The organism is Stenotrophomonas maltophilia (assembly GCF_004920835.1).
GTDB lineage: Bacteria > Pseudomonadota > Gammaproteobacteria > Xanthomonadales > Xanthomonadaceae > Stenotrophomonas > Stenotrophomonas maltophilia_AQ.
In genome coordinates this window covers 212008-237488 of the sequence record NZ_QFHO01000003.1, presented here as the reverse complement: position 1 = coordinate 237488, position 25481 = coordinate 212008, and the positions used below count along the sequence as shown (strand labels likewise).

The 25481-nt window shown below is 63.6% G+C and carries 26 protein-coding genes and 7 tRNA genes; 11 read left to right on the top strand and 22 right to left on the bottom strand.

The annotated features are described in order from the left end of the window. Nucleotides 1-13: 13 nt before the first annotated feature. The 5 genes from adiC to DI041_RS04220 all read right to left on the bottom strand — a co-directional run bounded on the left by adiC (nucleotide 14) and on the right by DI041_RS04220 (nucleotide 6215). Nucleotides 14-1366, bottom strand: coding sequence for an arginine/agmatine antiporter (adiC, locus tag DI041_RS04240; RefSeq protein ID WP_046984679.1), 1353 nt, complete (start codon nucleotides 1364-1366; stop codon nucleotides 14-16). A 76-nt stretch (nucleotides 1367-1442) separates the two neighbouring features. Continuing rightward, nucleotides 1443-2876: a DcaP family trimeric outer membrane transporter gene (locus tag DI041_RS04235; protein WP_136638119.1), complete on the bottom strand. Its 1434-nt coding sequence runs from the start codon at nucleotides 2874-2876 to the stop codon at nucleotides 1443-1445. A gap of 513 nt (nucleotides 2877-3389) precedes the next feature. Next, nucleotides 3390-4232, bottom strand: coding sequence for a thiol:disulfide interchange protein DsbG (gene dsbG / locus DI041_RS04230; protein WP_136638120.1), 843 nt, complete (start codon nucleotides 4230-4232; stop codon nucleotides 3390-3392). 30 nt (nucleotides 4233-4262) lie between these two features. Continuing rightward, entirely contained in the window at nucleotides 4263-5066 is an 804-nt protein-coding gene (locus DI041_RS04225; protein WP_136638121.1) for a TlpA disulfide reductase family protein, read from the bottom strand. Nucleotides 5067-5147: 81 nt separating this feature from the next. After that, on the bottom strand, nucleotides 5148-6215 hold the full coding sequence (locus DI041_RS04220; protein WP_046984683.1) for a GlxA family transcriptional regulator: 1068 nt from the start codon (nucleotides 6213-6215) through the stop codon (nucleotides 5148-5150). A 186-nt stretch (nucleotides 6216-6401) separates the two neighbouring features. On the opposite strand from DI041_RS04220, the gene DI041_RS04215 reads away from it, so the two are divergent. The 7 genes from DI041_RS04215 to DI041_RS04185 all read left to right on the top strand — a co-directional run bounded on the left by DI041_RS04215 (nucleotide 6402) and on the right by DI041_RS04185 (nucleotide 7737). Then, nucleotides 6402-6800 (top strand): heavy metal-responsive transcriptional regulator, encoded by a 399-nt coding sequence (locus DI041_RS04215; protein WP_046984684.1) that lies wholly within the window; start codon nucleotides 6402-6404, stop codon nucleotides 6798-6800. 103 nt (nucleotides 6801-6903) lie between these two features. Beyond that, nucleotides 6904-6979, top strand: a tRNA-Ala gene (locus tag DI041_RS04210). Between the two features lie 54 nt (nucleotides 6980-7033). Next, nucleotides 7034-7109: transfer RNA gene (locus tag DI041_RS04205), tRNA-Glu, on the top strand. Between the two features lie 185 nt (nucleotides 7110-7294). After that, nucleotides 7295-7370: transfer RNA gene (locus DI041_RS04200), tRNA-Ala, on the top strand. 49 nt (nucleotides 7371-7419) lie between these two features. Continuing rightward, nucleotides 7420-7495, top strand: a tRNA-Glu gene (locus tag DI041_RS04195). 43 nt (nucleotides 7496-7538) lie between these two features. Next, nucleotides 7539-7614: transfer RNA gene (locus DI041_RS04190), tRNA-Ala, on the top strand. A 47-nt stretch (nucleotides 7615-7661) separates the two neighbouring features. After that, a tRNA-Glu gene (locus DI041_RS04185) sits at nucleotides 7662-7737 on the top strand. A 140-nt stretch (nucleotides 7738-7877) separates the two neighbouring features. On the opposite strand, the gene DI041_RS04180 is transcribed toward DI041_RS04185, so the two are convergent. Then, nucleotides 7878-8294 carry a GNAT family N-acetyltransferase gene (locus DI041_RS04180; RefSeq protein ID WP_046987585.1) on the bottom strand — a complete coding sequence of 139 codons (417 nt, stop codon included), beginning with the start codon at nucleotides 8292-8294 and terminating at the stop codon, nucleotides 7878-7880. 77 nt (nucleotides 8295-8371) lie between these two features. On the opposite strand from DI041_RS04180, the gene DI041_RS04175 reads away from it, so the two are divergent. Further along, complete coding sequence (locus tag DI041_RS04175; RefSeq protein WP_136638122.1) at nucleotides 8372-9328, top strand: SOS response-associated peptidase family protein; 957 nt, start codon at nucleotides 8372-8374, stop codon at nucleotides 9326-9328. 45 nt (nucleotides 9329-9373) lie between these two features. Here the strand turns inward: DI041_RS04175 and DI041_RS04170 are convergent, their stop codons facing one another. Both DI041_RS04170 and DI041_RS04165 read right to left on the bottom strand, forming a co-directional pair. After that, a complete protein-coding gene (locus DI041_RS04170; protein ID WP_046987587.1) occupies nucleotides 9374-9571 on the bottom strand; it encodes a hypothetical protein in 198 nt (65 codons plus the stop codon). Between the two features lie 69 nt (nucleotides 9572-9640). Beyond that, on the bottom strand, nucleotides 9641-10021 hold the full coding sequence (locus DI041_RS04165) for a response regulator (RefSeq protein ID WP_046987588.1): 381 nt from the start codon (nucleotides 10019-10021) through the stop codon (nucleotides 9641-9643). A 132-nt stretch (nucleotides 10022-10153) separates the two neighbouring features. Between DI041_RS04165 and DI041_RS04160 the strand changes: the two genes are divergently transcribed. Then, a tRNA-Leu gene (locus DI041_RS04160) sits at nucleotides 10154-10239 on the top strand. Nucleotides 10240-10327: 88 nt separating this feature from the next. Here the strand turns inward: DI041_RS04160 and DI041_RS04155 are convergent. The 4 genes from DI041_RS04155 to DI041_RS04135 form a co-directional block, all read right to left on the bottom strand. Then, nucleotides 10328-10825 carry a hypothetical protein gene (locus DI041_RS04155; RefSeq protein ID WP_136638123.1) on the bottom strand — a complete coding sequence of 166 codons (498 nt, stop codon included), beginning with the start codon at nucleotides 10823-10825 and terminating at the stop codon, nucleotides 10328-10330. A gap of 256 nt (nucleotides 10826-11081) precedes the next feature. Beyond that, nucleotides 11082-11510, bottom strand: coding sequence for a BLUF domain-containing protein (locus tag DI041_RS04150; protein ID WP_136638124.1), 429 nt, complete (start codon nucleotides 11508-11510; stop codon nucleotides 11082-11084). 246 nt (nucleotides 11511-11756) lie between these two features. Then, complete coding sequence (locus DI041_RS04140) at nucleotides 11757-12344, bottom strand: hypothetical protein (protein ID WP_136638125.1); 588 nt, start codon at nucleotides 12342-12344, stop codon at nucleotides 11757-11759. Nucleotides 12345-12670: 326 nt separating this feature from the next. Further along, nucleotides 12671-13228, bottom strand: a complete 558-nt coding sequence (locus DI041_RS04135; protein WP_136638126.1) for a DUF6932 family protein — start codon at nucleotides 13226-13228, stop codon at nucleotides 12671-12673. A gap of 128 nt (nucleotides 13229-13356) precedes the next feature. Here DI041_RS04135 and DI041_RS04130 point away from each other — a divergent pair, with 128 nt between their 5' ends. Together DI041_RS04130 and DI041_RS04125 are read left to right on the top strand one after the other, a co-directional pair. Beyond that, the gene (locus tag DI041_RS04130; RefSeq protein WP_136638127.1) at nucleotides 13357-14022 is read left to right on the top strand and encodes an SOS response-associated peptidase; all 666 of its coding nucleotides are present in this window, start codon (nucleotides 13357-13359) and stop codon (nucleotides 14020-14022) included. 57 nt (nucleotides 14023-14079) lie between these two features. Next, the gene (locus tag DI041_RS04125; protein WP_136638128.1) at nucleotides 14080-14385 is read left to right on the top strand and encodes a hypothetical protein; all 306 of its coding nucleotides are present in this window, start codon (nucleotides 14080-14082) and stop codon (nucleotides 14383-14385) included. Here DI041_RS04125 and DI041_RS04120 read toward each other — a convergent pair. From DI041_RS04120 to DI041_RS04070, 10 genes are all read right to left on the bottom strand, one after another. Further along, nucleotides 14382-15080: a hypothetical protein gene (locus tag DI041_RS04120; RefSeq protein ID WP_136638129.1), complete on the bottom strand. Its 699-nt coding sequence runs from the start codon at nucleotides 15078-15080 to the stop codon at nucleotides 14382-14384. The two genes, DI041_RS04125 and DI041_RS04120, sit on opposite strands and share 4 nt — an antisense overlap. Next, the gene (locus DI041_RS04115; protein WP_136638130.1) at nucleotides 15077-15373 is read right to left on the bottom strand and encodes a hypothetical protein; all 297 of its coding nucleotides are present in this window, start codon (nucleotides 15371-15373) and stop codon (nucleotides 15077-15079) included. Before DI041_RS04115 ends, DI041_RS04120 begins: the two co-directional genes overlap by 4 nt. Then, nucleotides 15370-18894: a TipJ family phage tail tip protein gene (locus DI041_RS04110; RefSeq protein ID WP_248298415.1), complete on the bottom strand. Its 3525-nt coding sequence runs from the start codon at nucleotides 18892-18894 to the stop codon at nucleotides 15370-15372. Before DI041_RS04110 ends, DI041_RS04115 begins: the two co-directional genes overlap by 4 nt. 2 nt (nucleotides 18895-18896) lie before the next feature. Further along, nucleotides 18897-19508, bottom strand: a complete 612-nt coding sequence (locus DI041_RS04105; protein WP_211195174.1) for a tail assembly protein — start codon at nucleotides 19506-19508, stop codon at nucleotides 18897-18899. Continuing rightward, nucleotides 19501-20241 carry a C40 family peptidase gene (locus DI041_RS04100; protein ID WP_136638132.1) on the bottom strand — a complete coding sequence of 247 codons (741 nt, stop codon included), beginning with the start codon at nucleotides 20239-20241 and terminating at the stop codon, nucleotides 19501-19503. Before DI041_RS04100 ends, DI041_RS04105 begins: the two co-directional genes overlap by 8 nt. Nucleotides 20242-20305: 64 nt before the next feature. Further along, a complete protein-coding gene (locus DI041_RS21400) occupies nucleotides 20306-21556 on the bottom strand; it encodes a phage minor tail protein L (RefSeq protein ID WP_248298416.1) in 1251 nt (416 codons plus the stop codon). After that, nucleotides 21553-22023 carry a hypothetical protein gene (locus tag DI041_RS04085; protein ID WP_136638133.1) on the bottom strand — a complete coding sequence of 157 codons (471 nt, stop codon included), beginning with the start codon at nucleotides 22021-22023 and terminating at the stop codon, nucleotides 21553-21555. Before DI041_RS04085 ends, DI041_RS21400 begins: the two co-directional genes overlap by 4 nt. Nucleotide 22024: 1 nt before the next feature. After that, entirely contained in the window at nucleotides 22025-22969 is a 945-nt protein-coding gene (locus tag DI041_RS04080; RefSeq protein WP_136638134.1) for a hypothetical protein, read from the bottom strand. A 9-nt stretch (nucleotides 22970-22978) separates the two neighbouring features. Beyond that, nucleotides 22979-23314, bottom strand: coding sequence for a phage tail protein (locus tag DI041_RS04075; RefSeq protein ID WP_211195175.1), 336 nt, complete (start codon nucleotides 23312-23314; stop codon nucleotides 22979-22981). Continuing rightward, nucleotides 23314-25479, bottom strand: coding sequence for a phage tail tape measure protein (locus DI041_RS04070; protein WP_136638136.1), 2166 nt, complete (start codon nucleotides 25477-25479; stop codon nucleotides 23314-23316). Before DI041_RS04070 ends, DI041_RS04075 begins: the two co-directional genes overlap by 1 nt. Nucleotides 25480-25481: the final 2 nt, after the last annotated feature.

Below are 25481 nucleotides of genomic sequence, written 5' to 3'. Positions count from 1 at the left end.
CTCCTTGTCTAACTCAGGAACGCTGGGCGCCGGACGAAATTGCCGCCGCCTCGCGGGAACGCTGCCGCTGTTGGCGACGCTCCTCGCTGAAGAAGGGATAGAACACGGTGATGAACAGCACGAACAGGAAGGCGTACTGCACGATCGTTCCCGACGAGCCGTAGATCGCCCACAGGCAGTACACGACCGTCAGGCTGGTCAGGGTCCAGAACGCACCGGTGTGCACCAGCGTGTGCGACCGCTCCACCACGAAGTAGCAGGCCACGCACGAATAGATGTACGGCAGCAGCGTCAGCACCACCGCCGCCGAAGTGATCACGTCGAACTGGGCCGAGGCGGTCTTCGAGGTGGAGGTCACCAGCACCGCCAGGGTCATCAGCACCGCTACGATCAGCACGCCCTTGACCGGCACGTCATCCTTGTTGGTCTTGCTGAAGATGCTCGGGAACAGGCCATCGTCGGACGCTGCCTTGGCACTCTGCGCGGTCAGCAGGATCCAGCCACCCAGCGAACCGGCGGCACCAACGAAGGCACACAGGCTGACCAGCGCCCCGCCCCAGCCGCCCACCGCCTTGGCCGCAGCCAGCGCGAACGGTGCATCGGAGGTCTGCAGTTCACCGTTGGGGACCATGCCCATGATCACCGAGGAGCTTGCGATGTAGGCGATGGCGGCGAGGAACACGCCGGCCAGGGTGGCGCGGGCCACGTTCTTTTCCGGGTTCTCCACCACACCGGCGGTGACCGAAGCGGATTCGACGCCAATGAAGGCCCACAGGGTCAGTGCCGCGGCACTGGAGATCGCGCCGAAGTTCGACTCGCCGGACACGTTGTAGGCGCCCTTGAAGATGTCGGCATCGAAGAAGAACCAGCCGAAGATGGCGATGCCCAGGATCGGCACCAGTGCGAAGCTGGTGGTGACCGTCTGCACGCGGCTGACGAATGCCGGGCCGATCATGTTGGCGAAGCTCAGCGCCCACACCAGCACCAGCACCGCGATGCAGCGCACCAGCGGCTCGGACAGGATCGGGAAGAAGTAGCTGAAGTAGCCGACCGCCGCGATCGGGATGGCGACGTTGCCGATCCAGTTGGCGAACCAGTAGATGGTGTTGGTCTGGAAGCCCATGTAGGGCCCGAACCAGTCACGCGCATAGGCGTAGGGGCCGCCCGCCTTGGGTGCCAGCTTGCCCAGCTTGGCGAACACGAAGGCCAGCAGCAGCGCGCCCGCGGTGGTGATCAGCCAGCCCCAGATAGAGGCGGTACCAATCTTGGCCAGGCTGGATGGCAGCAGGAACACGCCTGAGCCCATCATGTTGCCGGCGACGAGGAAGGTGGCTCCGACCACCCCGATTTTCTTTGCTTCTGCCATGACAATCTCCTGTACTGGCATGAGCCCGGTACAACCGGGCGTGGGGACGGTTACGCTGGCGTACGACCGCTGGCGCCTATTTGATGAAGTTGTATTGCAGGCTGCCCTGCACCCGGACCGTGTCGCCGCGCGCGCCGCCCTGTTGTTCCAGACGTCCGTACAGCAGCTCCATGCCCATCGTCCACGACGGTGCCGGGCTCCAGATCAGATTGAACACGCCGTAACGGCTCTGCCGGAACGCGTCGGCCGCCAGTGCAGCATTACGCTCCAGGGTCAGCTGGCCGAAGATCAGGTTCGAACGCCACAACTCGGACCAGTAGTGGGTGTAACCCACAAAGCCGCCGTGCAGATCCAGTGCATCGAGGTGGCCATCGGCACCGACCACCGCGTCCAGTCCGGAGCCGGTCAGGTCAGCGGTGTAGCGGCTGAGGCCGCGCCCACCCAAAGCGCCGAACAGCAGCAGGTCGCGTTCGCCTACCGATGCCGAGCCGCTCAGCTGCAGGCCACCGGCCATGCGCCGGTCGCGCTCATCGTCACCGTCGTAGGCCAGGCTACGTGCCACCGCGCCCAACTGCAGGTGGCCCCAATCGCGCTCCATGCGCGCGGTCAACGTCACATCCGGCAGCCGGTTCACGGCGGCGCGCTCATCGCTGGCACCGGCAAGTTCGGTCTTCGGATCTTCTGCAGCGACGGTCAGGGTGTTGCCCTTGCCCATCGCAAAGCTGTGATGGATGCCTGCCACCAGCAGGTAACCGGCGCCGCCGGGCCCTGCAAAGTCCAGCGTATCGGGCAGGCTGTCCGGATCCATGAAACTGGAATAGCCATAGCCGGCGTAGGTATTGCCGAGCTGGCCATAGGCATGGCGCAGGCGGAATTGGTAGCCATCGCTGCTGCCGAAGAAATCATTCTCCAGGTAGAAGCGCAGGTTGCCATGCGTGGTCGGGCGCCGTGCCTCGAAGCTGAAACGGGTCTGCTTGGCGTGGATGTTGAAGTTGGAGACATCGCGATGATTGCCGCCCACCGGCATCGACGAGGGGATGAACTGATCCTCGTCACCTGCTCCACGCGAATCGGCGATGGCATCGAGTTTGGCGTAGCCGCCGATACGGATCACCGTGTCGGTACCTGGAATAGCGAAGAAGCCCTTCAGATCGGGATCGGTCGGACCAGCAGCACTGTCGGGACGCGACGCAGCGGTGGACGGATCGGCCACCGATTCGCGCAGTGGCAGCACCGGCGGCGCCACGCCCGGCACCTGGGTAGGGTGCAGCAGGTTGGCGGTACCGGTGGGTGCGATCACGGGAGCTGGCAGCGATGCGCTGGCGGGTACAGCAGCCCCATCGTGCCGCTCGAGACGGTCCAAGCGCTGCTGCATGCCTTCAAGTGCCTGCCGCATGGCCGCGATCTCACGGCGCAGGGCCTGCGCGTCCTCCCGGTCATCCTGCTGCGCATACGCCGGTGTGATCACCAACGCGGTCAAACAGGCCAGACTCACTACCGCCAAGCGCATTGCATCCTCCCTGGAAAAACACTCGCAGCGCGATGGCGGGACGCACGCATGCGCCGCTCCGGCCTCACGTTACCGTTGCTGGAAATGCGGATACTGCGTTGACGACACCAGTCAGCCTGCACATCGCAGGCCACAGGACGATGACACTGTCCTGCCCACACCAATGTCGACGCCAACAAGGCCGCGCTGCCAGAGAGGTGGCGGCCGCAGCGGTCTGGGTAACAAGCACGGGGTGAGGTTGTCGTGAATGGCTGAGCCGGCCGACCCTGATCAGGGCGTGGCGAGCGCGGCATCCATCGCGCATTGACGCTGTATTCCATGCGTCACAGGCTAATTCACCTGTCGTTTTTGGCCTTGATTGGAATCAAGGCGCGAGGCTTGATGTCAGTCACTATTCAGACGTGATGACGAACAAGTCATGCGCAGGCCGCAATGTCGGTTTTGATCACGAAAAGCAACAGGCCCGCATGCTGCCATGCGGGCCCGTGGGTCATTCACGATGAGAGTCGCGGCTCAGCGCGGGCCCAGCACCGTCTGCAGGTCGGCACCCTGCGGCAGGCCGGCGCGACGCTGCACCTGGCCCTGCGCATCCTGGAACAGGATGCCTGGCGTGCCCTGGAAGCCCATCTCGATCATCAGCACCTGGTTCGCGTCGAGCTTGCCAGCGATCTCGCGACTGATGTTCGGCAGCGCTTTGATGCCACCGCGATCGAACTCATGCTCATTCTGCAGCAGCGCTGCACTCGGATCACGCGCAGCAAGGATGGCGGCCGCCTTGGCCGGACTGTCTTCGCGGATCACACCGACCATGATGTGACGCAGCTGGACCTTGCCCGCATCGACCCACGGACGCGCCGCTTCCCAGAACTTGTGGCAGTACGGGCAGTTGGCATCGCTGAAGGTGTAGACCACCCGCGGCGCGTCGGCCTTGCCATCGCGCACCCACGCGCTGGCCTCCAGCTTGGTCCACATTTTGGCCGACATCGGCTGCGCAACCAGTTTCTCAACGGCCTCGGCGGCCACGTCGTTGCCCTCGGCATCGAACAGGCTGCCAACCAGTACATGCTTGCCATCGGCAGTGACGTAAGCCGCGGCCGGCTGCTGGCCACCGACCACGCCGGCAAAGCCACGCAGGCCACCGGGGGCGTCGAATTCGGCAACAACCTCGAAGCCATGCTTCTCGATGCCCTTCAGCACAGCGGGGCGGTCGCCCTTGGCGGCGGAGGCCGCAGCACTTGCTGCCGGTGCCGCGGCGGTCTTGCCCGGCGGTGTCTGTGCCTGGCTGCAGGCGGCCAATGCCAGCATGACCGGCAGCAACAGCACCGCAGGAACGGTGCGCAGGGAAGTCGACAACATGGGAACTCCGTAGTGAGATGCCCGCGCAGGCTACCGCAGCCGGCGCAGTTTGTGTTCAAGACCGGCTGCGGTCAGTTCGCCGAGGTGCAGTTCGCGCAGGCGTCCTTCGGCATCGAAGAAGAGGGTCGACGGGTAGGCCTGCACGCCGAGCACGGTGGATGCTGCAGCGTCATCGTCGAGCAACACGTTGCCGAGTATGAGCCGCTCGCCGGCGATGAAACCCTGGACCTCGCCCAGGGTTTCGCCCTGGTTGAGGAATACGAACTGCACATCCGCGTGTGCCTGCTGTGCCGCCGCCAGCACCGGCATCTCGCGCCGGCAGGGCCCGCACCAGGTCGCCCAGAGATTCAGTACCAGCGGTTTACCCTTGAACTGCTGCAGATCAACCTTCCCGCCCTGCAGATCAGCCACCTGCAACGTCGGCAGCGGCATCTGCCGTTCCTGCCAGGCTGACAGCAGCTGACTGCCACCTGCCCATAGCAACATACCAATCAACGCGCCGACCAGTACCGGCGCGCGCAGTGGGCGCCAACGCCGCAATCGCCACAGCCCCCACGCCAGCCCGGCAACAAGCACTACCGGCAGGTGGTAGCCGCCGTCTGCGATCTGCAGAATGCTCCAGGGTGCCTCGCGATACAAGGCAAGGTTCAAGGCAACGAAACTGATGCGGCCAAAGAGCAGGCCGATCAGCAACATGTCCAGCACCATGCTTGCCGCCGAGGGTAACGGCCCCCCGTCCTTCCGACGTGGCCATAAATGGGCCACGGCCATCGCCAGCAACACGCACGCGAGAATCAATACCACCGGCATCGGCACCGGTCCAACACTCGACATCAGCCCACCTGCCTCATTCGTTCACTGGCTGCATGGTCGAAGGGTCACGCCCACGTTGCAAGCGCGACATCTGATCATGCGCTAGGCCGCACTGCGTCCCAACTGCAGTGCCGAGGGGACCTGCAGACCGCGCAGGCTGCCCGCCACCGATGGCATCAACGGCCGTTCACGCCGCTTGCTGTTGACATGGCGGCGATAATTGGCCGGCGTCATGCCGACAATGCGCAGGAACAGACGCCGGAAGGCACTCTGATCCGCGTAGCCCACGCCCCAGGCCACTTCATCGATGCCTGCCCCCTGCTGGAGCAGGGTCTGCGCCTTGGCGATGCGCAGCCGCTGGCAGTACTCGATGGGGCGCAGCCCCGTGGCCCGCAGGAAGCGTCGCTGCAGCGTCCGCGGCTCAAGCCCGGCAATCTCGCAGATCGCGGCGAGAGTAGCGCCGCGTGCTGCTGTGGTATGCAACCAACGCTGCGCTTTCAGCACATCGCGATCGCCATGGGCGAAGTTGGCGCTGAAACGCTCCAGATCCTGCTGGATCGTCGCCGGCACGGTGATTCCCAACTGCTGTGCCACCGCGCTGGCCACGCCCTGCCCGTGCAACCGGTACAGCAGGCGCAGCGCCAGGAAGCGCCAGGCCTGCGAACCGCCAACGGTCAACAGGTCGCCGTCATCGACCAGTGCGCGTTCACTCGGCACCCAGCTGGCAGCCTGTGCCTGCAGCCCGGGATGCCGCGCCAGATCAGGTCCACTGACGGTGCGCCCGGCCAGCAATCCGGCGCGTGCCAGTACGCTTACGCCATCACTGGCGGCCGCCAGAAGGCTGCCGCCGTCGTAATGAGCCCGCAGCCAGTCCAGCAGGATCTCGTCGGCACGCAGGCAGGCTCCGGGGCTGATCTGGCCCGGCACCGCGATCACTGCGGGAATGGCGGCATCGAGCATTTCCGCACCGGCGATGCGATGCACGCCGGTCTGACTGGCCGGCACGATCCAGCGGGTAACCAACACGCGCTTGAACGGCCGGCGCTGCTGCTGGGCCAGGCGATTGGCCACGTGCGCCATCTCTGCCAGCACCGAGGCGGCCGAGGGATCGCCTCCCGGGTACTCGACCACCGCGACCTCGACGAATCCTTCGTTCCTGAATCCTTCCACACACCACCTCCTCGGTTCGTTGCGGGCCATCGAATGGCCGGTTCAGGCGAAGGGTAGGAACTGGTCCAGCGGCAGGGCTATGAAGAAAGTTGCAAAGTGCGCTGAATACGCGGCTCGGCAGAAAGTCTTGACTCTTGACCAGACTCAAGGCTTCACAATGCGCGGCAGCATCCGCAGGAATCCGCCATGAACATTGGACAACTGGCCCGCCAGGCTGGCGTGCCCATCGATACGGTCCGCTACTACGAGCGCCAGCATCTGCTGCCCACGGCCGCACGTTCGGCCGGTGGCTACCGCATCTTCGGTGAGCGGGACCTGCGCCGGCTGCGCTTCATCCGCCGGGCCAAATCACTGGGCTTCAGCCTGGAAGAAATCGGCGAGCTGCTCGCGCTCAGTGATCGCCACCAGCAGGACATGGGCAGCGTCCGCGACACGGCCCAGGCACGCCTGCTGGATATCGCGCAGCGGATGGCCGAACTGCAGCGCATGCACAACGCGCTGTCACAACTGGTCGATGCCTGCCCGGGGCACGGCACGCTGGATCAATGCCCGATCCTGGCCGCGCTGACCGACGACACTGCATGAGCCCAGGCGAGCGAGATCCACCTCGCAATCGACGTGAAGAAAAGTGCAACAAATGCTTGCCAACCCCCTGGGGCAAGGCTATTATTTCGCTCCTCAGCGACGTGGGGCCATAGCTCAGCTGGGAGAGCGCCTGCATGGCATGCAGGAGGTCAGCGGTTCGATCCCGCTTGGCTCCACCAATCTTTCGGCATTAGGCCGTCGAAAGGTCGCTAAAGAACATTGATGAGAATTGCGTCCCCATCGTCTAGAGGCCTAGGACATCACCCTTTCACGGTGGCGACCGGGGTTCGAATCCCCGTGGGGACGCCACTCATCATGAACAACGAGGACCCGGCCGATAACCGGGTCTTTTTTGTTCACCGCCCACCGGCATTCAGGTTGTGGCGTTGCGGTTCCCCTGCCCTCATGGCTGCGGTTGATCCGGAACGAAAAAAGCTTAAAAAAAAGCTTCCACAAATGTGAACACGCAGGTATGATGGGCGGCTCGGTAACACGGGGCCATAGCTCAGCTGGGAGAGCGCCTGCATGGCATGCAGGAGGTCAGCGGTTCGATCCCGCTTGGCTCCACCACTTTCGACATTAGGCCGTCGAAGGTTCTACAACTTGAAGTTTTTCGTGCGTCCCCATCGTCTAGAGGCCTAGGACATCACCCTTTCACGGTGGCGACCGGGGTTCGAATCCCCGTGGGGACGCCAGTTTCAAACGGACTCTGCTCCCAGCAGAATTCCGACGTTTCATGGGGCCATAGCTCAGCTGGGAGAGCGCCTGCATGGCATGCAGGAGGTCAGCGGTTCGATCCCGCTTGGCTCCACCACTTCGACATTAGGCCGTCGAAGAATCTACAACTTGAAGTTTTCGTGCGTCCCCATCGTCTAGAGGCCTAGGACATCACCCTTTCACGGTGGCGACCGGGGTTCGAATCCCCGTGGGGACGCCAATTCTTGAAAACCCCGGTTTCGACCGGGGTTTTTCTTTGCCTGCGATCTGCTGGTGGAACGCATCCACGCATGGCGTGGATCTACCCCGACTCTGCAGTAGATCCATGCCATGCGTGGATGGAAAACGCTGGACCGCGCCTCAGAACCGCCGATACATCCCGATCGATGCCGGTGCCGTCGGTGCAAAACCGAACTGCGCGTACAGCCGATGCGCCTCGCCATCGGCCAACAGGCTCACATAGGCCGACGGCGGCAGGTTGCCCTGCATCCACTCGCTCAGGCGCCGCATCACTTCCTTGCCCAGACCCTGCCCCTGCAGGCGCGGCAACACCGCGATATCGCAGACCTGAAGGTGACATCCGCCATCACCAACGATCCGTCCCATCGCCACAAGTTCGTTGCCCTGGTAGGCACACACGCCGAACAAGGTATTGGGCAGTGCACGCGCCGCGGCCTCCTCGGTCTTGGCACTCAGACCGGCCAGCACACGCAACCGGCAGTAGCCCTCGACGGTTGGCACAGTCTCGCGGAACTGGCAGGTGGCGGAATCATTCATGCGGTATCTCCCTATAGGTCGAGCTATCCTGCCTCATCCCCGTCGCAGTTGCTGCGATCCATCCCGGCAGATTTACCATGTGCTATTCCGCCCTGATCCGCGCCGACTACGCCAAGCTGGTGCGCGAGTTCGGCGCCATCCTGTCGCTGGAAGATTTCGCGGAGCTGTACGCGCACGATCCGGGCAAGAAGCGACCGAAGACACCCAAGGCGATGGATGACGGCTTCGCTGCTGCACGCACCGAGCTGGGGCGCGACATCGTGGCGAAGATCCAGCAGTGGCATGCGCAGGAGCAACGCGAACTGGAAGCGGACCTGGCCCGCCAGTGCGAGCGGCGTGATATCGCCAACGCCACGCTGGCGACCCGCCCTACCCAGAAAGCACGCAATGACCTGCGCGTGGCCGGCAACCGCATCGAGCGCGCGCAAGCCCGGCTTGAAGACCTGCACCGGGTGCAGTTGCTGCCACGCGATAACCGGATTTTCCCTGGCACCTATGCGCCGGTGATGATCAGCGAGAACGGTGAGCGGGTGATCAAGCCGATGCGCTACCAGTGCCGGCTTCCTGACAAGCCCGCACGCAACGACGTGCTTTATCCCGGCACCTACAACGCACGACGCGACAGTCTGGAAGGCTACTGGCGTGGTGCGTTCGGCCTGCGCCACGGCGTGGTGGTGGTGCAGGCGTTCTACGAGCACGTGCCCCGCCATGCCATCGCGGGACGCACGCTCGGCGCAGACGAAAAGGAACAGGACGCGGTGCTGGAGTTTCGTCCCGATCCACCGCGCGACCTGCTGCTGGCCTGCCTGTGGGCGGAATGGGAGGGCCCGGAGGGCCGCCTGCTGTCATTCGCCACCATCACCGACACACCGCCCGGCGACGTTGCTGCGGCTGGTCATGATCGCGGCGTGGTACCTATCCGCAAGGAATACCTCGATGCCTGGCTCAATCCCGATCCGGACGACCTGGCGCGGCAGTACCGAATTCTCGATGACCGCGAGGACATCCGCTACATGTATGAGGAAGCAGGTTGAACATGGCGCGCGAATGAAAAACCCCGCCTGGGCGGGGTTCCTGGATCAGGGGTTGCCGCCGCACATCGCCTCTTCGCAGAACGCTTGCTCCTGCAGGCACTGCTCAACCTCGCCACCCCGCGCAATGCAGCTCTTGTAGAGCTGGTAACAAGGCTGGCCGCACCACGCGGCAGAGGCCGTACCACCGAAGACAGCCATCGAAAGGACACCCGCAGCAACCACGCGCTTGATCCACTTCTTCATGCCACTCTCCTTGTAGGCCTGAGCATTCAGGCCCGGGCAGCATACGCCCGCCGATTCCATCAGGACCAATCAGGCCTTCGCGCTGGAACGACCCACCGCGCGCGCCAGCGCCCGGCTCAGATCCGCCGACAGGTACGGCTTGACCAGCAGCACACCAGCCAGCATGGACTCAGGCAGCTGCTCGGCCAGCATCCCCGTGGCCAGCACGAACGGTACGCCACGCGCCGACAGCGCAGCTGCGACCGGCTCGCTGGTTTCATTGCGGGCAAGGCGATAATCGAGCAGGGCCACGTCCGGCGCCGAATCCTCCAGCAGGCGCAGCGCTTCGGCCACGCCCGCCGCCAACCCGACCACGGTCGCGCCGGCATGCACCAGCTGCATCTGCAGCAAGGCGGCACTCATCTCGTCGTTCTCGACCACCAGCACCCTCAGGTCCTGCAACACTGTCATCGGCTACCGCTCCTGGAGGGATACATGCCGCCGCAGTATAGCCACCATGGGGTCGAAGCCGACAGGAAGCGCCCTGATCGCCTCTCCCCCTATGAAAGCCCTGCCGACCTCGGTTACACTCGCACGCTGCCTGCCGGTGTGGCGGAATGGTATACGCAGCTGACTCAAAATCAGCCGGGGGTGACCCCATGAAGGTTCGAGTCCTTTCACCGGCACCAAAGACCCTAGCGGCATAAGGGTTTCCAAGAAAATGGCGTAATGGAGTCGTGAATCTTCCGGCTCCGCCTTTTTTAACTCCCCCTCTCGTTACACACCGCGGCGCATCTGCTGCAGCCCTGCCCTCACCCACGCCTTGCGCGCGTCCTTCGGACGGGGCTTTGTCGCCGGCGGCTTGGCCGGCTCCAGCGCTTCCTTGACCCGCGCCGTAGCGGTAGCCGTGGCCTCAGCCAGGCGCCGGGCTTGTTGCTGCTGCTCGCGGGTCGGTGGCAGGCCGGGCAGCGGTTCGGCCGGCTTGGTGCCCAGCAGCCGGGCCACGGCGGCGCGAAGGCGCAGCTCTGGGTACAGCCTGACCGCGCACCAGCGCTCGGCATAGCGCTTGCCCTGGGCGAGACTGGCTGCCCATTCGTCCTTGGTCTGCCACATCTTCCGGGCATCGAGGTGCACACGCACCCCACGGTCCTTGGCTGGGGAAACCTGGGCGATCTGCCGACCGCTCCACCACAGCACCCAGTTGTCACCCAGCTGGACCCAGCCAGTGGGAACGGGGGCGCTGCGGAAGCCTTGGTAGCCGTGCATGGGAAGCATGGCCGGAAGGATACGACCGGCCGTCGCAGATCCTGCGAACGCGGCGGCGACCTGGCTGAATCGTTCGGGATGAGTGCCGGCACGGCGCTGCTCAAGCGCCCCCGGGTTGAGCTGCCTGCGGCCCCGGATCCGGTACAGTCAGAATGCCAGCGCCGGCGGCTGGGCACTATCGGGCAACCACCCACCGTCGTTCGGGGTTCTCCCCACGCGGCCTCGTTCTCGTAGAACGGATGCCGCTTGTTGTCGAAGATCTTGCTCAGGCAGCCTCGGCGAATGGTTCGACCAGTGCCACCAGCATCTCCATCGCGGTGGCTTGGCCAGCTTGATCGCCTCCCCGCTGCAGGAAGGAAGTCCAGTCGGCCCGCACCAGCTGCACCAGCTCCGGCGGCGACAGGGGGATGCAACGCATTGGCCAGTACGGAAGCCTGCGCTGCCCGACCCGCCCCCGCGCAATCTCGATCAGGCTTGAATGGCTGGTGGCGCCCGCTGCTCTGGAAAAGGCCACATCCAGGCCATCGGGCGGCCCCTCCATGTAAGCGAGGAACCTCTGTCCATCAAACAGCGTGACCCCGGTTACTCCGGCAGTGCGATTGAATCGCTCTGCGTCCGCCATGATCTTGGACAGGTGGGCCGAGGTCAGGTCGCCGACCGCTTCACTGACAAATACAACAGCCCTGTTAGGCATGGCTCTCTCCAGGCTCCTGGGGGAGACCGAGCGTAGATCCGACACCGCAAGTACCGTGTAGAGGCCGCCTGACCGGCGTCACAGTTCGGCCGTGCCCTACACACCCCGGGCACGGCCGGCCTTGGCGCATCAGGTTGGCAGCTGCGGCCAGCGTGGGGCATGCGGCAACACATGGTCTTGCCGAACTACACAAGCTCCGTGCACGAGATCGCACCCGCTGGATGTTGATCCTTTGCTCGGAGGAATTTATGGGTTCAGAACGTTATCCCCATTGCCTAAGGCTTCTGGCTTGCTAACAAACAAATACTTAGGCCTTCCGTTGCCGACTCTTGTCGTTCGGACGCGGACCGTGGACCGTTGGTGCAACGCCTCATAGACAGTTTCAAGATCTCCAACGGATCTATCTACCTTCCCTCGGATAACCACTGCATCCGGCAAGCGGAACTCGAGCGTCCTAGTTACGGGAAGAACACCGATCAGGACCCCATCCAGTATTTCCTCATCCTCTTCAATGTTCCCGTCCTCAAGCCGGGCCACGCTACGCACAACTTCCATGTTGTTAGAGAAGCTGAATGTCCTATGTGCAGTAGCTACTGTGCACAGAGCGCCATGCTGATGAAGGACTTCGACAAATGAACGAACGGTCGCTATGGCACGCCTATCAAGATCAACAAGAGCTTCTGCGAGAGCATCGTCTTCCTCTTGAGATGCAGCCTCAAGCAAAAGCTGTGCTCGCTCCACTGCCTCAGAAACGGTGCCACCTTCCACCAGCTCCCTATTCCGACTTTCAAGCTCGAAACCAAACGACCCCACAGCCGTTCCTGTGATCAACATTTCGAAATCAGGCCGATCAGGGAGTGGCCCTCGAGGAGCGAGAACTCCACGCAAGGATGCACCGACCGCAGAGACGGCGTCTGAGAAAGCCGTCATAGCTTTAGCACCAAAAGATGCCGAAATCCCATAACTTCCAACGACTGGTGCACCTTTAAAAGTCACACGCGACTGGAAATGATTACCAGGATCCTCGTCTTGTTGAGCAGTGAGCTCTCTTAGCCTGCGCTCTAATCCGATGCGCGTAAAAACGTCATTCGGACCAGCCAGCCGAAGCAACCTCGAAACCTCAGCAATTTCACTCTTGAGCGAATTTTTTTCGAAGATTCTCACTGAGCCACCTCAGCCATTTGCAGCATGCCCCTAGCGGCCGCATCAAATGCGGGATCAAGACTCACCTGCAAGAAGCCTTTCCACGCACCTCCCCTGGTATGCCCCCACACACTTGACCAGTACGCAGAGTTGGCAACCAAATATTCAGGGCTAGTGCCATTCAGCTCCACAAAATAGGCGTCGCAGAAATATTCTTTCTTCGGGTCCAAAAACAACTGAGGCTTTGCTACAAAGGCCGCTTCGTGATCCACGTCCGCAGGTGCGTCGAGAAACGTAACAACATCTATATCGCTGGGCGGCCGGCCTTCCAACGTTTCAACATCGGAACAGAAGCTACCGTCCACCCATTGGAAACCAGAGGTGAACCCTAAAGCGTGAAGATCTGCTCTGTAGCGGAGAAATCCGTCGGCAATGACGCAACGCTGAGGCGTTGTAGACAGCTTGGCAACGAGGTCCGCGACGGTCACCAGATACGGAGATCTTTCCCGGGAGACAGGAGCCTCTGGATCGTGAGGTGGGAGCAAACCTGCCGAGTTCCATTCAGGCACAGTCATGTGGGGACGTCCGGTGTCGAGTGCGAACAAACCTGAACGTTAAGCTATAGAACCTAGCCTAGCAATGCCCCGTCAAAAATGAGCATACCTGACAGCGTTCTCACGAGCCGAGATGCAGTCTTACACGTATGTGCGGCCGCTTCGTCCAGCTCCCCGTGATCGACTTCGGCCAGCCGGGGCTGGCTGACCTTGCCCCCGGCCTGGCCGAGATCCAGCCCAGCTACAACCTGGCGCCGACGCAGCGCGCATCCGTGATCCTCGATCGCGGCGAAGGCCGGCAGGTAACCCGGCTTGCGTGGGGCCTGCTGCCGTTCTGGGCCAAGGCCAAGGGCCTACAGGGCTCGACCATCAACGCCCGGATAGAGACGGTGGCCACAAAGCCCGCCTTCCGGTCGGCGTTCAAGAAACGCCGGTGTGTCATCCCCATGGCCGGCTACTACGAGTGGTCGGTCAGCCCGATCGATGAGAAGAAGGACCCGTGGTTCATCCACGCCACCGGGCCGCTACTGGCCGCCGGCCTGTGGGAGGACACCAGCCCTCTGCTGCCCGACGGCAACCTGGGCACCTTCACCATCATCACCGGCGACAGCAGCGGCGTCTCTGCCGATATCCACGACCGCATGCCGGTGTGGCTGCATGCCGGCCAGATCGATGAGTGGATGGCAGCGGGCCCGGACGACGCTATGGCGATGCTGCTGGCCAGCGAGACGCCGGCGATGGAGGCCTACCGCGTCAGCCGCGCAGTCAACACGCCGCGGAACAACCGCGAGGATCTGCTGGCGCCAGTGGCTTAGCGGCAGCTGGCCCGCTTGGATTAGACTTCCCGAACCTCGCACCCACGGAATGGAGCCATGAGCGAAGCCCTCAACGTAACCTTCGATCTGCTGTTCACCCAGGACACCATCGATCGCTTGCAGGGCATCCCAGTGTCGCTTCCTGGCCTATTGCCAGTGGACGGCCTCACGCCCGGGACAGGCGATCTCGTCGATCTCGATGTAGGCGGAGAAAAACTCCCCTTCCAGGTTCGCGCGCGACGCTTCCGATGGAAGACCGGTAGCCACATGATTATCCAGCTGACCATGAAGCTGCCGGAAGAGGTCTCCATTCCGCATTCAATCCTGAAAAACAGGAAGACAGCCCCAGCTCACGCGCATTAGTAGCTCGCGGTGCCAAACAGTCGGCGAACGCCTGCGAAGGGGTTACCGCCACCAACGATCGGCTGCATCGTCACCAGATCGAGTGCTGCGACGGTGAGCTGATTGCGAGCGGAATTGAAGCGTCCCACGATGCCAGGAAACTGCTCATCCCAGGTGCCTCCAGCCAGTCCGATCATCGGATTCGCCCAGATCCACGGATTGTTCTGACCCTTCGTGAGCGCGAACGTCTTAGGCCATCCCTGGCTGTCTGGATCATCGAACGTTTGCGTGATCCTCAACTGTCGGTATGCAGACGCAAATACCAGGTTGCCACTCGCGTCAAAGATGTCCAATCCGTATGGCGACCCACCTGACCCGATCGCTACACGTGTTGAAAGCACAGCCCAATCGAACGGGCACTGCCCCCACAACTGGACCGCACCGTTTGGCCTTGCCGGGAAACTGCCAACCTCGGGATGGGGCGCGTTGACAAAGCACCCCCCGACGTACTGATCAGCAGACTCCGGTCTGATAATCACCATTGGGCACTCTGTTGCGATGCTGGTCGTCGCATCCATCGCCACATCCACGAAGTAGCTGTTGCTGCCTACGGCCTTGGTGTTGCAATAGCCACCAAACGCGTACCTCGGGTTTCGATAGTCACTGTCGATCTGCAGAATCTGATCGTCATTGAACACCTGCAGTCCTGCATTCATATGCGAAACACCGAGTAGTAGTTAGTGTTGCGGACCCCGCCGAAGGCGTCGTTACACAGAACGTTGAAACCGCCATTGATGATTGTCACAGGGTTCCCAGCGCCTGGACCCGACGATGCTACGGCGAGCCAAGTTCCATCGTTGACCATCCCTGGAACACTGATGAAAGCGATGATTGGCCATGATCCGGCCGGCGCCACGTATGATCCTGAAACGACATGGCGGGTCAGACGATCGGTGACATCGAGCACCAGCGCTCCATTCTGATCCCATACCTGCAGACCCTGCGTCACGACCAGATTCCAAGGCGAACACGCAGCGTGCCATTGCCGTCGTACACCTGAATGACACGATCGTTGATCGTAAGGTAGCCGCCGCTGTTCGCGCCGGTCATCGTGAGTGTTCCGTTCTTGTCCAGCTTCCAGCGCGGCTGTCCACCAACGCCTGTTGCATTCGACTGGATCACGTCACCAATCATCGCGTTCTGGATCCAGCCAGTGCCGATCAGCGCCTGGCTGATGAAGGTCTGGCCGCCCTGGATCACGAACGGTGACGTCACCTGGCCGTTGACCACATTGATCACCGCGAACCGGTCCGCCTGGAACAGGATCTGGCTCTGGTAGCTGCCGTCCGGCTGGTTCTCGATGCCGATGCCCATGCCGGCCGCGTAGTACTGGCCGTTGGCCGCAACCTGCAGCTTCAAGCTCCACGACGCGCTGATCCGGCCGTTCATATCGACCACGGCCTGCGAGGTCTGCTGCACGATCGCTTGGGTTTCCCCCACCGATGCCTCGGTATTTTCCACCCGTTCCGACAGTGCGTAGTCACCAGTGGCGATGACCGACAGCGTGGTGATGGTGCCCGCGAAGGAGGTTTCGTCACCGGCGTTCCAATCCTCATCGCCGGCATGCTCTGCGCTGTACTGCGCCACTAGGCCGTTGACCTGCTGGCCCACCGCAGTGACCTTGCCGTCCACCTCCTGCACGTCCAGCTGCAGCTGATTCACCTGGCCAACCAGCGCGCCTGCCTCGGTCACGGCCTGGCCAACGTCCACCCACTTTGTGCCCGGCGGCGTCTCGTTGCCGTTGCCCGGCCCCTTCCACTGCCAGATGCGCCCGTTGTAGACCACCGTCTGGCCTGGCTCGTAAGTCGCGCCGGCAGTCCAGACCAACGGCACCAGCGAGCTGATGCTATTGATCTTGGTCTGCAGGCTCTGGCCCAGCGCGCTCTCGCTGATCTTGCCCAAGAAATACGCGTCGTAGTCCGACTGGTTCGTGCTGGATTCGCCCATCACACCGGTGCCGGCCGGATACCACGGGCCGATGTTGCCGCTGCGATCGACCAGCCGGCCCCAGAAGTAGAACCGTGCACCCGCCGCCAAGCCATCCAGCTGCAGCCGGTTCTGCGGATAGGCGTAATCGCCCAGCTTCACCGCGTTCTCCCTGTTCGGGCCCATGCTGCGCCAGATCTCGGTGCGCTGGGTGTCGGTAGCGCCCGGCGGGAAGCCCCAAGCCAGCGCGATGGCGAACGGCAGCGGCGTGGTCGTCAGCGAGGTCAGCGCAGGCGGTGGTGTGGTCTTGCCCTCGATGCTGGTCAGCGGGCTCAGCGCCGGCTGGGACACCGCCCCCACGGCATTGATCGCCCGCACGCGCGCCAAGTACTCACCGGCGTAGATACCGCGCACTTCGATGCTCTGCGTCGACACGCGGCCCGCGCGCACCCAGTCCAGGTCGCCCCGCTTCCACTCCACGTCGTAGGCGATGGCCTTGTCGGCCTGGTCCCACGCGATGGTCAGCACATGGGTGGCAATGCCCTGGTCGATCACCGAGTGAGACGACAGATGCACGTTGGCCGGCGGCGGCTGCACGCTGGGCGGGATGATGCTGATCGGCGGCTGCTCGATCCGGGTGCCGTCATCGATCGCAGCGAACTTGCCCGGCACGTGCTTTAGGCCCACCACGTCGTAGGTGATGCCGTCCTCACCGGTGATCGGGCGCTCGGTGATCGACATCACCCGGAACAGCTGCAGCGCCAGTTCACTCGACTCGGTAGCCCACACCGACTGCGCAACCGGCACGGTCGACCACGGCACGGTCACACGCACCTCGTTGCCGGTGACCGACTGAATGGTGCGGGTCTCGGTAACGCCGCTGGGCAACGTGGCATGGATCGTCTGGCCGGCGGCGGTGGCCTCCGGCACCCGGTCCAGCACCAGCGCACTGGCCGTGGCACTGCGGATGCGGCCGCCCATGCGGCGCCCTGCCCGATCCGGATCCGCTACCCGGATGATGTCCCCGACCGTGACGCGCAGCGCGTCCAGACCCACTGCGAAGGCAACAGTCTCCGTCTCCAGGTTCTCGCTGTAGAGGATGTGGTTGCCCATGCGCTGGGCCTGGCTGCGACGGTCGCAGCCGAAGGCGGTCACGCTGGTGCTGTTGATGCCGTAGCGGGCGATGCCGCTGCGCAGCTGTACGGTCTCCACCTTCTGCCGGCCGAAGTCGTCCGGGTCGGTCCACGACACCTGGGCAACGGTGTGGCGCGCCTTGCGTCCGGTGCCCTCGTAGGTGAAACGCCCCTCCACCACATTGGCCTGGGTGTAGGTGAACGTCGGGTCCTTGGGCATGTCTGCCGAGGCGATCACCTGGCCGGCGGCGTAGAAGCTGATGCCGCGGAAGATGGAAGCCATGTCCTGCAGCACCCGGAAGGCCTCAGCCTCGGTCTGCAGGTACAGGCTGCAGGTGAACCGCGGTTCCATGCCGCCCACGCCGTCGCTCACCAGCTGGTCGCAATACCGCGCGATCGCGTAGAGGTTCCACTTGTCGACGTAGGCCTGCGGGATCCGGTGGCCAAGGCCGAACCGATCGTTGGTCACGATGTCGTAGAACACCCATGCCGGGTTGTTGGTCCATGCCGACTTGAACGTGCCATCCCACACCCCGGAGTAGGCTCGGGTCAGCGGGTCATAGTTCGCCGGCACGCGGATGATGCGGCCCCAGATGCGATAGGCCGTGCTCGGCTTGCTCTGGAACTGGCTGCCATCTACCTGAATCGCTGCGAGCGCGCAGTTCGGATAGCGCAGCTTCGCGTCGATAACCTCAGTGATAGACAGGACATTCGTGGTATCGGCGATGGTCGCGCTGTTGGCGTTCGGGGTCAGGCGCCGGATGCGCGTCTGCCACTGATTGCCCGCCGGCAGGTCGATGCGGTGGCTGCGCTGGTACTCGGTCGTGGTCTTGCCCGAGAAGGCAGTGGTCAGAACCGTGTTGAACGGGCCGTTGTCCGTCGACAGGTCAATGGCATAGCTGACGCTGTAGCCCTCGGTGTCGCCGTTGTCGGTGTTCACCTTCTGGAGCTGCGGCACGGCGAGGCGCACCCGCACAGCCGACAGGCTCGACCCAGAGACAGTGCGGGTCACTGGCGTGTTGCTGCGCAGCTCCACGCCAACGCCCACCTCGTTCTCCACCGAGGGGAACCCGGCAATGTGGGGTTGGTCCTGCGTGCCTGACCGGGTCTCGACGCTGACACCTTGGAAGTTAAGCGTGCCGTCGGCGTTCTGGATCGGCACCTGGTCCAGGTAGATCGACTGGTTGCCCGCGACCAGACCACGGATCTCGCCCTCGCTGATCAGGTCGAGCACGCGCGCGAAGGAACGCGATCGCAGGGTGTCAGGGCCTTCGACCGGCTCGCGCGACTTGCTCTGGCCCTTCTTTGCACCGGCCAGCGCCACGGCGGTGCCGCCGACCAGGGCCAGCTCACGCCGCACGGCACCGACGATGGGCAGCTGGCGCATGACCGCCGCACTTGGATTGGTCATGGTCACATCTGGTCCTCTGCGTAGATGCCGCCGCTGATGATTGCCGAACCCACCATCAGGCCCTTGGTGTCGTGGCCGCCGTAGGCCAGTGGCACAGGACCGCCAGCGGCCTGCGTGTTGACGGTGCCGTTCATGCTGTAGTTCGGGGTGTTCTCGGGCTTTTCTTTGCTGCCCACGGTCTTCGGTGGCGGCGCGAGCATCTGCGATACACCCCCGAGCGTCAGGGCCATGCCGACGTTTGCTGCCGCCGACCACGCAGCCAGCGCGAAGCCTGTCGCGCCGATGCTCATGAAGGTGGCCACGCCCCACAGCACGCCGCCAACGATGGTCTGCAGTGCGCCGCTCTTGGCGCCCATCAGGATCGGCGCAATTCGGATCACCTCATCGCCAGGCGGGTCCAGCAGCTGGTCGCGGCTCAGGTTCTCCGGACCGAGGAAGATCGCGAACCGAACGCCCTTCCCTTCGGCCTCCAGCAGGTACTGCTGGAACCCATCGAACAGGACCCCGAGCGCACGCACGGCCTCAGCGACGTTGGCCACGGCCAGCAGATGCTCGCGGCCGAAGCGCTTGCCCAGCTGGCCATAAAGCCGGATCTTTCGCAGGCGGTCAGTCACGGCGTGCCTCGCGATGCCGAACAATGTACCGGGTGCGCTCCGCCCACATGCCGCCATAGACGGCTTTCTCGGAGAGCCGGCCATACAGGTGATGCAGCATCAGGTCATCGCCCAGGTAGACGCCGGCATGGTTTGGCACGGGCGAACGAACCTGCATCAGAATCATGTCCCCGCGCTGGGGATCGCCGTCGATCAGTTCGAAGCCCTCAGCGCGCAGGCGGTCCAGGCTGTAGAGATCCTGTCCGTTGTCCCACCAGTTGTCGTCGCGCTCGTACTGGCTGAGCGTGATGCCCAGCTCGCGCGCATAGAAGTCCCGCACCAGGCTGTAGCAGTCGAGGATGCCGTGGGCGAAGTGGCGGCCCTCCAGCGGCGCCAGATAGCCGCACGGCGCGATGGTCTGGATGTCGTGGCAGGCCGGATCCTCTCCCACCACCTGCCCCACGCTGACGATGTGCCATGGCAGGCCGCTGGCCTCGCACATGACGCGATCGGCATCCGATGCAGCGGCGGACGCGTTCGGGTGGCTGTGCACCACTGCCAGCAAGGCGCCCCGGTCCTCGGCGGCGGCATAGTCCTCGGCTGGCATGCGGAACTGGTCCGAGGGCTTGGCCGCGGTGTTGGCGCAGGGGACGTAGACCTCACCGGCAGCGGTGGCTACGATCAGGCCGCAGCACTCTCGCGGGTACTCGGCCATGGCGTGCGCCTGGATGGCCTGCAGGGTGCTCTGTTCCATGGTTCGCTCACGAAAAAGCCCGCGCGAGGCGGGCTGTGGGGATGCTATCGATGTGCTGCCGGGATCAGGTTCGGACCAAGCCTGCTGCCGGGAACCCGCCATAGGGCAGCTCGTTGTTTTCGCCGAACCGGCGCTTGCAGCTGCGAACCAGCCCGGCGCACACGTCCTGCCCCGGGTCATCCACCGGGTTGTCGTTGATGTCGAAATAGGCCGATCCGGTGTAGCTGCAGTAGGGGCCGCGGTAGCCGCCCCGCAGCAGCCAGGTGCACACGTTGGACATGATCTGCCGGCCCGGAAGCACCTCGCCGTTGAGGTCGATGGCCGTGGCCAGCTCGAACTCAACCATCTCCTTGGTCTCGGCCACCTTGCGCTCGATGAACCAGATTTCGTCCGGGAAGTGCTCGTTGGGGTCTGCAGTCGGGTTACGGCTTGCGTCCAGATCAAGGCCTGTCAACTGGTACTCGGTTGGTGACGTGCCCTGTTCGAACTGCACGTTGTCGATTTCGATGAAGTGAGAGCCTGCAGATTGGGCAAACTGCCGCCCAACGTAGACGCGGCCGAGTACGGCATCGCCCCGAGAGCGGGCGGGAAGGATCAAGCGGATCCAATTGCCGTCCATGGTCACTTCCGGCAGGGTCACAGTGCCAAGCACCGTTCCCCCGGTCGAATTCAGCCATTGCACGTAGATCTGCGCTTTCGAGCCTGGTGTGCCACGCACATAGGAGGAATTGACGTAATCCGCATTCGCCTCCACACGGATATAGTTTGCGCCCGGCCCCGCCAAGTTAATGCCTGCCCAATCCTTGGCGTTCAACGCGTTCCACTCCAGGCGAACCGCGCGGCCTCCCCCTGGTAATGGCGACGGCACGTAGGAAATAGCACCGCCAACGTCACTGCGAATGCGCTCTAGGTTCCAGCCTGTCGGGATGGATGTGGCATTGGCGCTTGCTTCAAAACTGCTGTTTCGAACCATGTTCCTCAGTGGAGGAAAATTGGCCGCGTCCAGGTACTTCACCAGCGTCTGCCGGCGGATGATCCGCGCGCCGACCAGGTCGCCGTACAGCTGGCACATGACGCCAATGCGGCCGTCGATGTTGCTCACCCTCAGCCGCGGTGCGGGTTGCTGGTCGCTGGTCCTGGCGAAGCCGGTCGCCTCAATCGGCCACGCGCCGTACTGCTGGCCCTGCCACCAGATAACGCCGGTCTGCAGGTGCTGGTGAAAGTACAGCTGATCGGCGCCGACGCTGCTGGCGTCCAGCTCGAACAGTGTCACCCGGCCACCCGGCTCCAGCTGCTGGGCATCCGCGGTGATCATTCCAGCACCGCCGTTTCACCGGTGCCCAGCGGCAGGGAAACCTCACCCGGCCAGTCGAATGTCTCCGGCTGCGGCAGCAGTGCCCGGACCTGTTCCCAGGTCTCGATACCGGCGGGCGCAGTCAGCACCATCGCTTCCAGCTCCTGATTCACCGCGTCGCGCCAGGCGACCATCGCCCGGGCTTCGTCGCGATAGCGCGGCACGCTGCTGTTGAAGTAGCTGCAGCACGTCTCGATAGTGTCGTAGCGACGCTCCTTCACCCACGCGGTCATCCACTCCCACGCCGCCGAGCGAATCGCTTGGTAGTGCTGCGGGCTATGAAGGACGTAGGGAGGTGGTACGGGTGCCGGTGTGTTCCCTTCCGCCATCCATCCCTCATAGGCGTCCCACAAATAGTGGCCACGCGGGATATCAGCCATCGTGTCCAGGCAGATCACCCGGTCAGGGTCATTGGTCAGCTGGTACATGTCAAAGCTCCGCGTCCGCAGTCCAATTGCCTCGGGTCCAATACGACTGGCCCACCGTAATACCCGAGCTGTAGTCGAGGAATCCACCACAGCCGGTTTGGTTCACGTCCACCCAGGCGATAGCCGCCGACGGATAGTTGGACGCGTTGTAAATGGCGAACCCGCCAGCACGCGGTGGATTCGCCAGGCTATCGGTGAACGCCGTCATCGCCGGGGCTGCACGCTTCCTGACCTTGAAAGGCACGAACGCCAGACGGACGCGGCCAGATGTGTATCCAGTCGACTGCATGGACAAGCCGCTGGCGGCTCCGAGCGATGGGGCGACTCCATCCTCGAAGCTGGTTTCGTAGTACCGCTGGCACAGCAGAAGCTCGAGCGCTGCTGGCCGGGCGTCGAATGCTGTTGCAGCACTGCCGCGTTCCAACTGCGGACGGCTGTAGCTGACCCCGGTCGCGGTCAGCTGGACCGTCATGTTGCCGCTGCCCGAGGGCGTCACGGTAACGCCGCGCCGCCCAGTGCCAGAGGTGATCGTGCCAGTGGCCCCGCCTACGCTTACCGTGATGCTGCCGCTGGGGTTCTCCACACTGATCGTCAGCGGCTGCCCCCAGGCCAGCACGGGCGCCTCCACGATCTGCTGCAGCGAGCCACTGGTGTGCGTGAACACGCCGGTGGTCGCGTTGATCGTGACGTTGCAACCGCCGGCACCGGCCTTCCACCGGTCGTACCCATATGCACCCGCGGCGAGCGCGCCCCCCGCGAACACCCGCTGGTTGATCGGCAAGCCGCAGTTGATGAGCATGTTGACGCCACCGACTGCAGCCAAACCACCAAGCAAGCCGTATAGCTCCGCGAAGTTCCCATTCACCTTCTGCGACATCAGTCGCGCCGGGTCGCCCTTCTTGCCGTTCGGCTGGACGGTGTCGATATCGATGATCTGGCGGGCCATCGGCTCTCCTTACGGCTGGAACGTTTGTTCGAAGGTGGCGGCGAGCGTGTAGACGCCATTGCCGTGCGGGGTCAAGGTGTAGGTCTTGCAGAGGTAGTAGCCCTGGACACCAAGCGGAGGTGTCCACAGGAACGACACCGCACCCTGTCGCGCTCGCAAGAATGCAAGCGCCGGCCCAACCTTGGACTCACGGCCAACGATCGAGATCGGCCACTGCTGGCTCTCGTTGTTGAGGCCGTCAGCAGATGTCTGCCGATAGCCATCGCCGAATCGAGCCTCCTTGACCAGGAAGTCACCGGTGCCGGTGATTTCGGTGCGTACGCACCAGGTGAATACGTCGGCCATCAGCGGCCCCCTCGCCTGTTCAGCAGCCCGCCATCACGCGACTGCTGCACCGCCCATTGGTTGATCATCTGGCTGAAAGCCTGCTGGATCTGCTGACCCTGCGCCCCGGCACCCTGCTGGCTGGTGCTGGTGCCATCCGAAGTGACGTTGAGCGTGGTGTTGAAGATGTTTCCAGAGGTGCCACCACCAGCGACCGAGGAAGTCGGAAGCCCTGCCGTGATCGGCCGCACAGAGCCAGCATCGCCAGGAATCAGGTACGTCTTCCCGCCCTGATCGAATAGTTCAGGCCGGCCGCCCTCGCCCACCCTGTACATGCTGCCGGCAGCCACAGGGCCGCCGCCTGCGCGACCGCCTGATGTGCCTCCTATGATTCCGCCCAACGCGTTGATCCAACTGGATCCCGCGCCGGTGTAACCATTGGCCCAACTCCCCACCAGCTGGAACACCTTCGACGCTGCCACCTGCGCGGCCATCTTCTGGAGCGTCTTGGCGAAGTTCGCAGCCATGCCGCCCAGGCCATCGGCGAATGGATCGAAGAGAAAGTCGGCAAACGAGTCCTGCATGTTGCGGGCAGCCTGGTCAGCGTAGGCGGTCCATTGGCTGAACTTGTCCTCGACGACCGAGCTGGAGTCGTCGTCGATCCCGAACATGCCATCGAAGGCATCGGCGAACTTCTGAGCGCTCTCGGCCATGATCGACTCGGCTTCGTCGATGTTGCCGAGCATGTCCAGCAGCGAGGCGCTGGAACGGATCGCGGCCTGCGCTGCGGCATCGATGCCCTTCAGGCCGCCGGACTGGATCTCGTAATTGACGCGGCCCAGTTCCGAGCTGTCGCCGAACAGCGCTATCTGTCGCTCCAGCTGATCGTTGGTTGAGCGGTAGGAATCCTGCAGCTTCTTCGCCTGCTTGTCCTGCCGGGACGCGCCAGCAGCCCTCTTCTTCTCCCCCTCGGCCCAAGTAGCCTGCAGCTTAGATTCCCACTCTGCTGCCCGGCGTAGCTGCTCTGTCTGGTCCTTGGTGGCCTGGATCTCTTCCGCTGTTGCCTGCGTGCGTCGACCGCGGGGGCCGCTCCTTGCACCATCCGGGATGCCGGATCCGCCACCCTGCATCGCAGCCCAGCCTCTGTCGGCATAGGCTGTTCCAGCCAGGTAATCCTTGGCGAACGCATCCCAGCCACCGCCCTGCGAGCCGAACAGTCCGCTGTACTGGCCGGTGGCCAGCTTGATGACCGCATTACCCTGCTTCTCGACGGCCACCAAGCCGCCGCGCAGGCGGTCCAGCCAGTTCTCGACCACCCCGAAGATCTCTGCCGCCTTTCCGATCTCGCGGAAGGCCGAGGCGATGCCATGCGCCACGTCACGAACACCGCCGCCTTCCTTGGCCACTTCAACGAGCTGCGAGGTCAGGTCCGTAAGCGTCGGTAGCAGCTCGCTGGCCAACTGGGTGAACCAGCCCTGCGTTGCCGCGCGCAGGTCATCCAGGCGGTCATTGAACTCGGCCGCAGCTCCGGCAGTGTCCGAGTCGATTACGATCCCCAGGGAGCGCGCACGCTCCTCCATGGAGCGCATACCATCGGCGCCAAGGCTCAGGAACTCCAGGAACTCGGCACCGGACTTGCCGAACAACTGCATGGCCAGCGCCGTCTTCGTGGTCTCGTTGCTGATCCCAGCGAAGCGATTCTGCACCTCGGGCAGCAGGTCCTCGAAGCTCCGAAGGTTCCCGGCCTGGTCCTTGACCGAGATCCCGAGTGCCTTGAAGGTCTTGTCCGCGTCGCTGCCAGCCTTCGAGGCATCCGCGATGTTCTTACTGAACTTCGGAATGATGCCAACCAGACTTTCCAGGTCCGACCCGGTCATTTTGGCGGCGTAGCCCCACCCTGACAGCGTCTCCGTCGAGATACTGAACCGGGCCGACAGCTCGTCGATGCGGTCGGCCGCGTTGATTGCATTGCTCAGGCCAGTGATTGCGGCGTCCACACTTGCGAACGCCGCGAGGGCTCCGCCGATCACGCTACCGATGGCAGTGAAACCCGCAACGATGCCCTTGCTGACGCCAGCCGCAGTCCGCTCCATCGACTTCATGGACTTCTCGGCCCGCTGGGTGTCCGTCACGAACGACCCGGTTTTCATCAGCAGGTCGATGACGATGGAGCCGGCAGTTGCCATGT

What these genes read in the sequence shown, in the direction of transcription:
- DI041_RS04165 (WP_046987588.1), bottom strand. Translation starts at nt 10,021, where the DNA reads ATGACAGTGTTGCAGGACCTGAGGGTGCTGGTGGTCGAGAACGACGAG.
- DI041_RS04100 (WP_136638132.1), bottom strand. Translation starts at nt 20,241, where the DNA reads ATGGAACAGAGCACCCTGCAGGCCATCCAGGCGCACGCCATGGCCGAG.
- DI041_RS04070 (WP_136638136.1), bottom strand. Translation starts at nt 25,479, where the DNA reads ATGGCAACTGCCGGCTCCATCGTCATCGACCTGCTGATGAAAACCGGG.
- DI041_RS04125 (WP_136638128.1), top strand. Translation starts at nt 14,080, where the DNA reads ATGAGCGAAGCCCTCAACGTAACCTTCGATCTGCTGTTCACCCAGGAC.
- DI041_RS04110 (WP_248298415.1), bottom strand. Translation starts at nt 18,894, where the DNA reads ATGACCAATCCAAGTGCGGCGGTCATGCGCCAGCTGCCCATCGTCGGT.
- DI041_RS04120 (WP_136638129.1), bottom strand. Translation starts at nt 15,080, where the DNA reads ATGAATGCAGGACTGCAGGTGTTCAATGACGATCAGATTCTGCAGATC.
- DI041_RS04135 (WP_136638126.1), bottom strand. Translation starts at nt 13,228, where the DNA reads ATGACTGTGCCTGAATGGAACTCGGCAGGTTTGCTCCCACCTCACGAT.
- dsbG (WP_136638120.1), bottom strand. Translation starts at nt 4,232, where the DNA reads ATGTTGTCGACTTCCCTGCGCACCGTTCCTGCGGTGCTGTTGCTGCCG.
- DI041_RS21400 (WP_248298416.1), bottom strand. Translation starts at nt 21,556, where the DNA reads ATGATCACCGCGGATGCCCAGCAGCTGGAGCCGGGTGGCCGGGTGACA.
- DI041_RS04150 (WP_136638124.1), bottom strand. Translation starts at nt 11,510, where the DNA reads ATGCCTAACAGGGCTGTTGTATTTGTCAGTGAAGCGGTCGGCGACCTG.
- DI041_RS04225 (WP_136638121.1), bottom strand. Translation starts at nt 5,066, where the DNA reads ATGTCGAGTGTTGGACCGGTGCCGATGCCGGTGGTATTGATTCTCGCG.
- DI041_RS04170 (WP_046987587.1), bottom strand. Translation starts at nt 9,571, where the DNA reads ATGAAGAAGTGGATCAAGCGCGTGGTTGCTGCGGGTGTCCTTTCGATG.
- DI041_RS04140 (WP_136638125.1), bottom strand. Translation starts at nt 12,344, where the DNA reads ATGTTGATCACAGGAACGGCTGTGGGGTCGTTTGGTTTCGAGCTTGAA.
- DI041_RS04180 (WP_046987585.1), bottom strand. Translation starts at nt 8,294, where the DNA reads ATGAATGATTCCGCCACCTGCCAGTTCCGCGAGACTGTGCCAACCGTC.
- adiC (WP_046984679.1), bottom strand. Translation starts at nt 1,366, where the DNA reads ATGGCAGAAGCAAAGAAAATCGGGGTGGTCGGAGCCACCTTCCTCGTC.
- DI041_RS04215 (WP_046984684.1), top strand. Translation starts at nt 6,402, where the DNA reads ATGAACATTGGACAACTGGCCCGCCAGGCTGGCGTGCCCATCGATACG.
- DI041_RS04235 (WP_136638119.1), bottom strand. Translation starts at nt 2,876, where the DNA reads ATGCGCTTGGCGGTAGTGAGTCTGGCCTGTTTGACCGCGTTGGTGATC.
- DI041_RS04175 (WP_136638122.1), top strand. Translation starts at nt 8,372, where the DNA reads ATGTGCTATTCCGCCCTGATCCGCGCCGACTACGCCAAGCTGGTGCGC.
- DI041_RS04130 (WP_136638127.1), top strand. Translation starts at nt 13,357, where the DNA reads ATGTGCGGCCGCTTCGTCCAGCTCCCCGTGATCGACTTCGGCCAGCCG.
- DI041_RS04080 (WP_136638134.1), bottom strand. Translation starts at nt 22,969, where the DNA reads ATGGCCCGCCAGATCATCGATATCGACACCGTCCAGCCGAACGGCAAG.
- DI041_RS04075 (WP_211195175.1), bottom strand. Translation starts at nt 23,314, where the DNA reads ATGGCCGACGTATTCACCTGGTGCGTACGCACCGAAATCACCGGCACC.
- DI041_RS04085 (WP_136638133.1), bottom strand. Translation starts at nt 22,023, where the DNA reads ATGTACCAGCTGACCAATGACCCTGACCGGGTGATCTGCCTGGACACG.
- DI041_RS04155 (WP_136638123.1), bottom strand. Translation starts at nt 10,825, where the DNA reads ATGCTTCCCATGCACGGCTACCAAGGCTTCCGCAGCGCCCCCGTTCCC.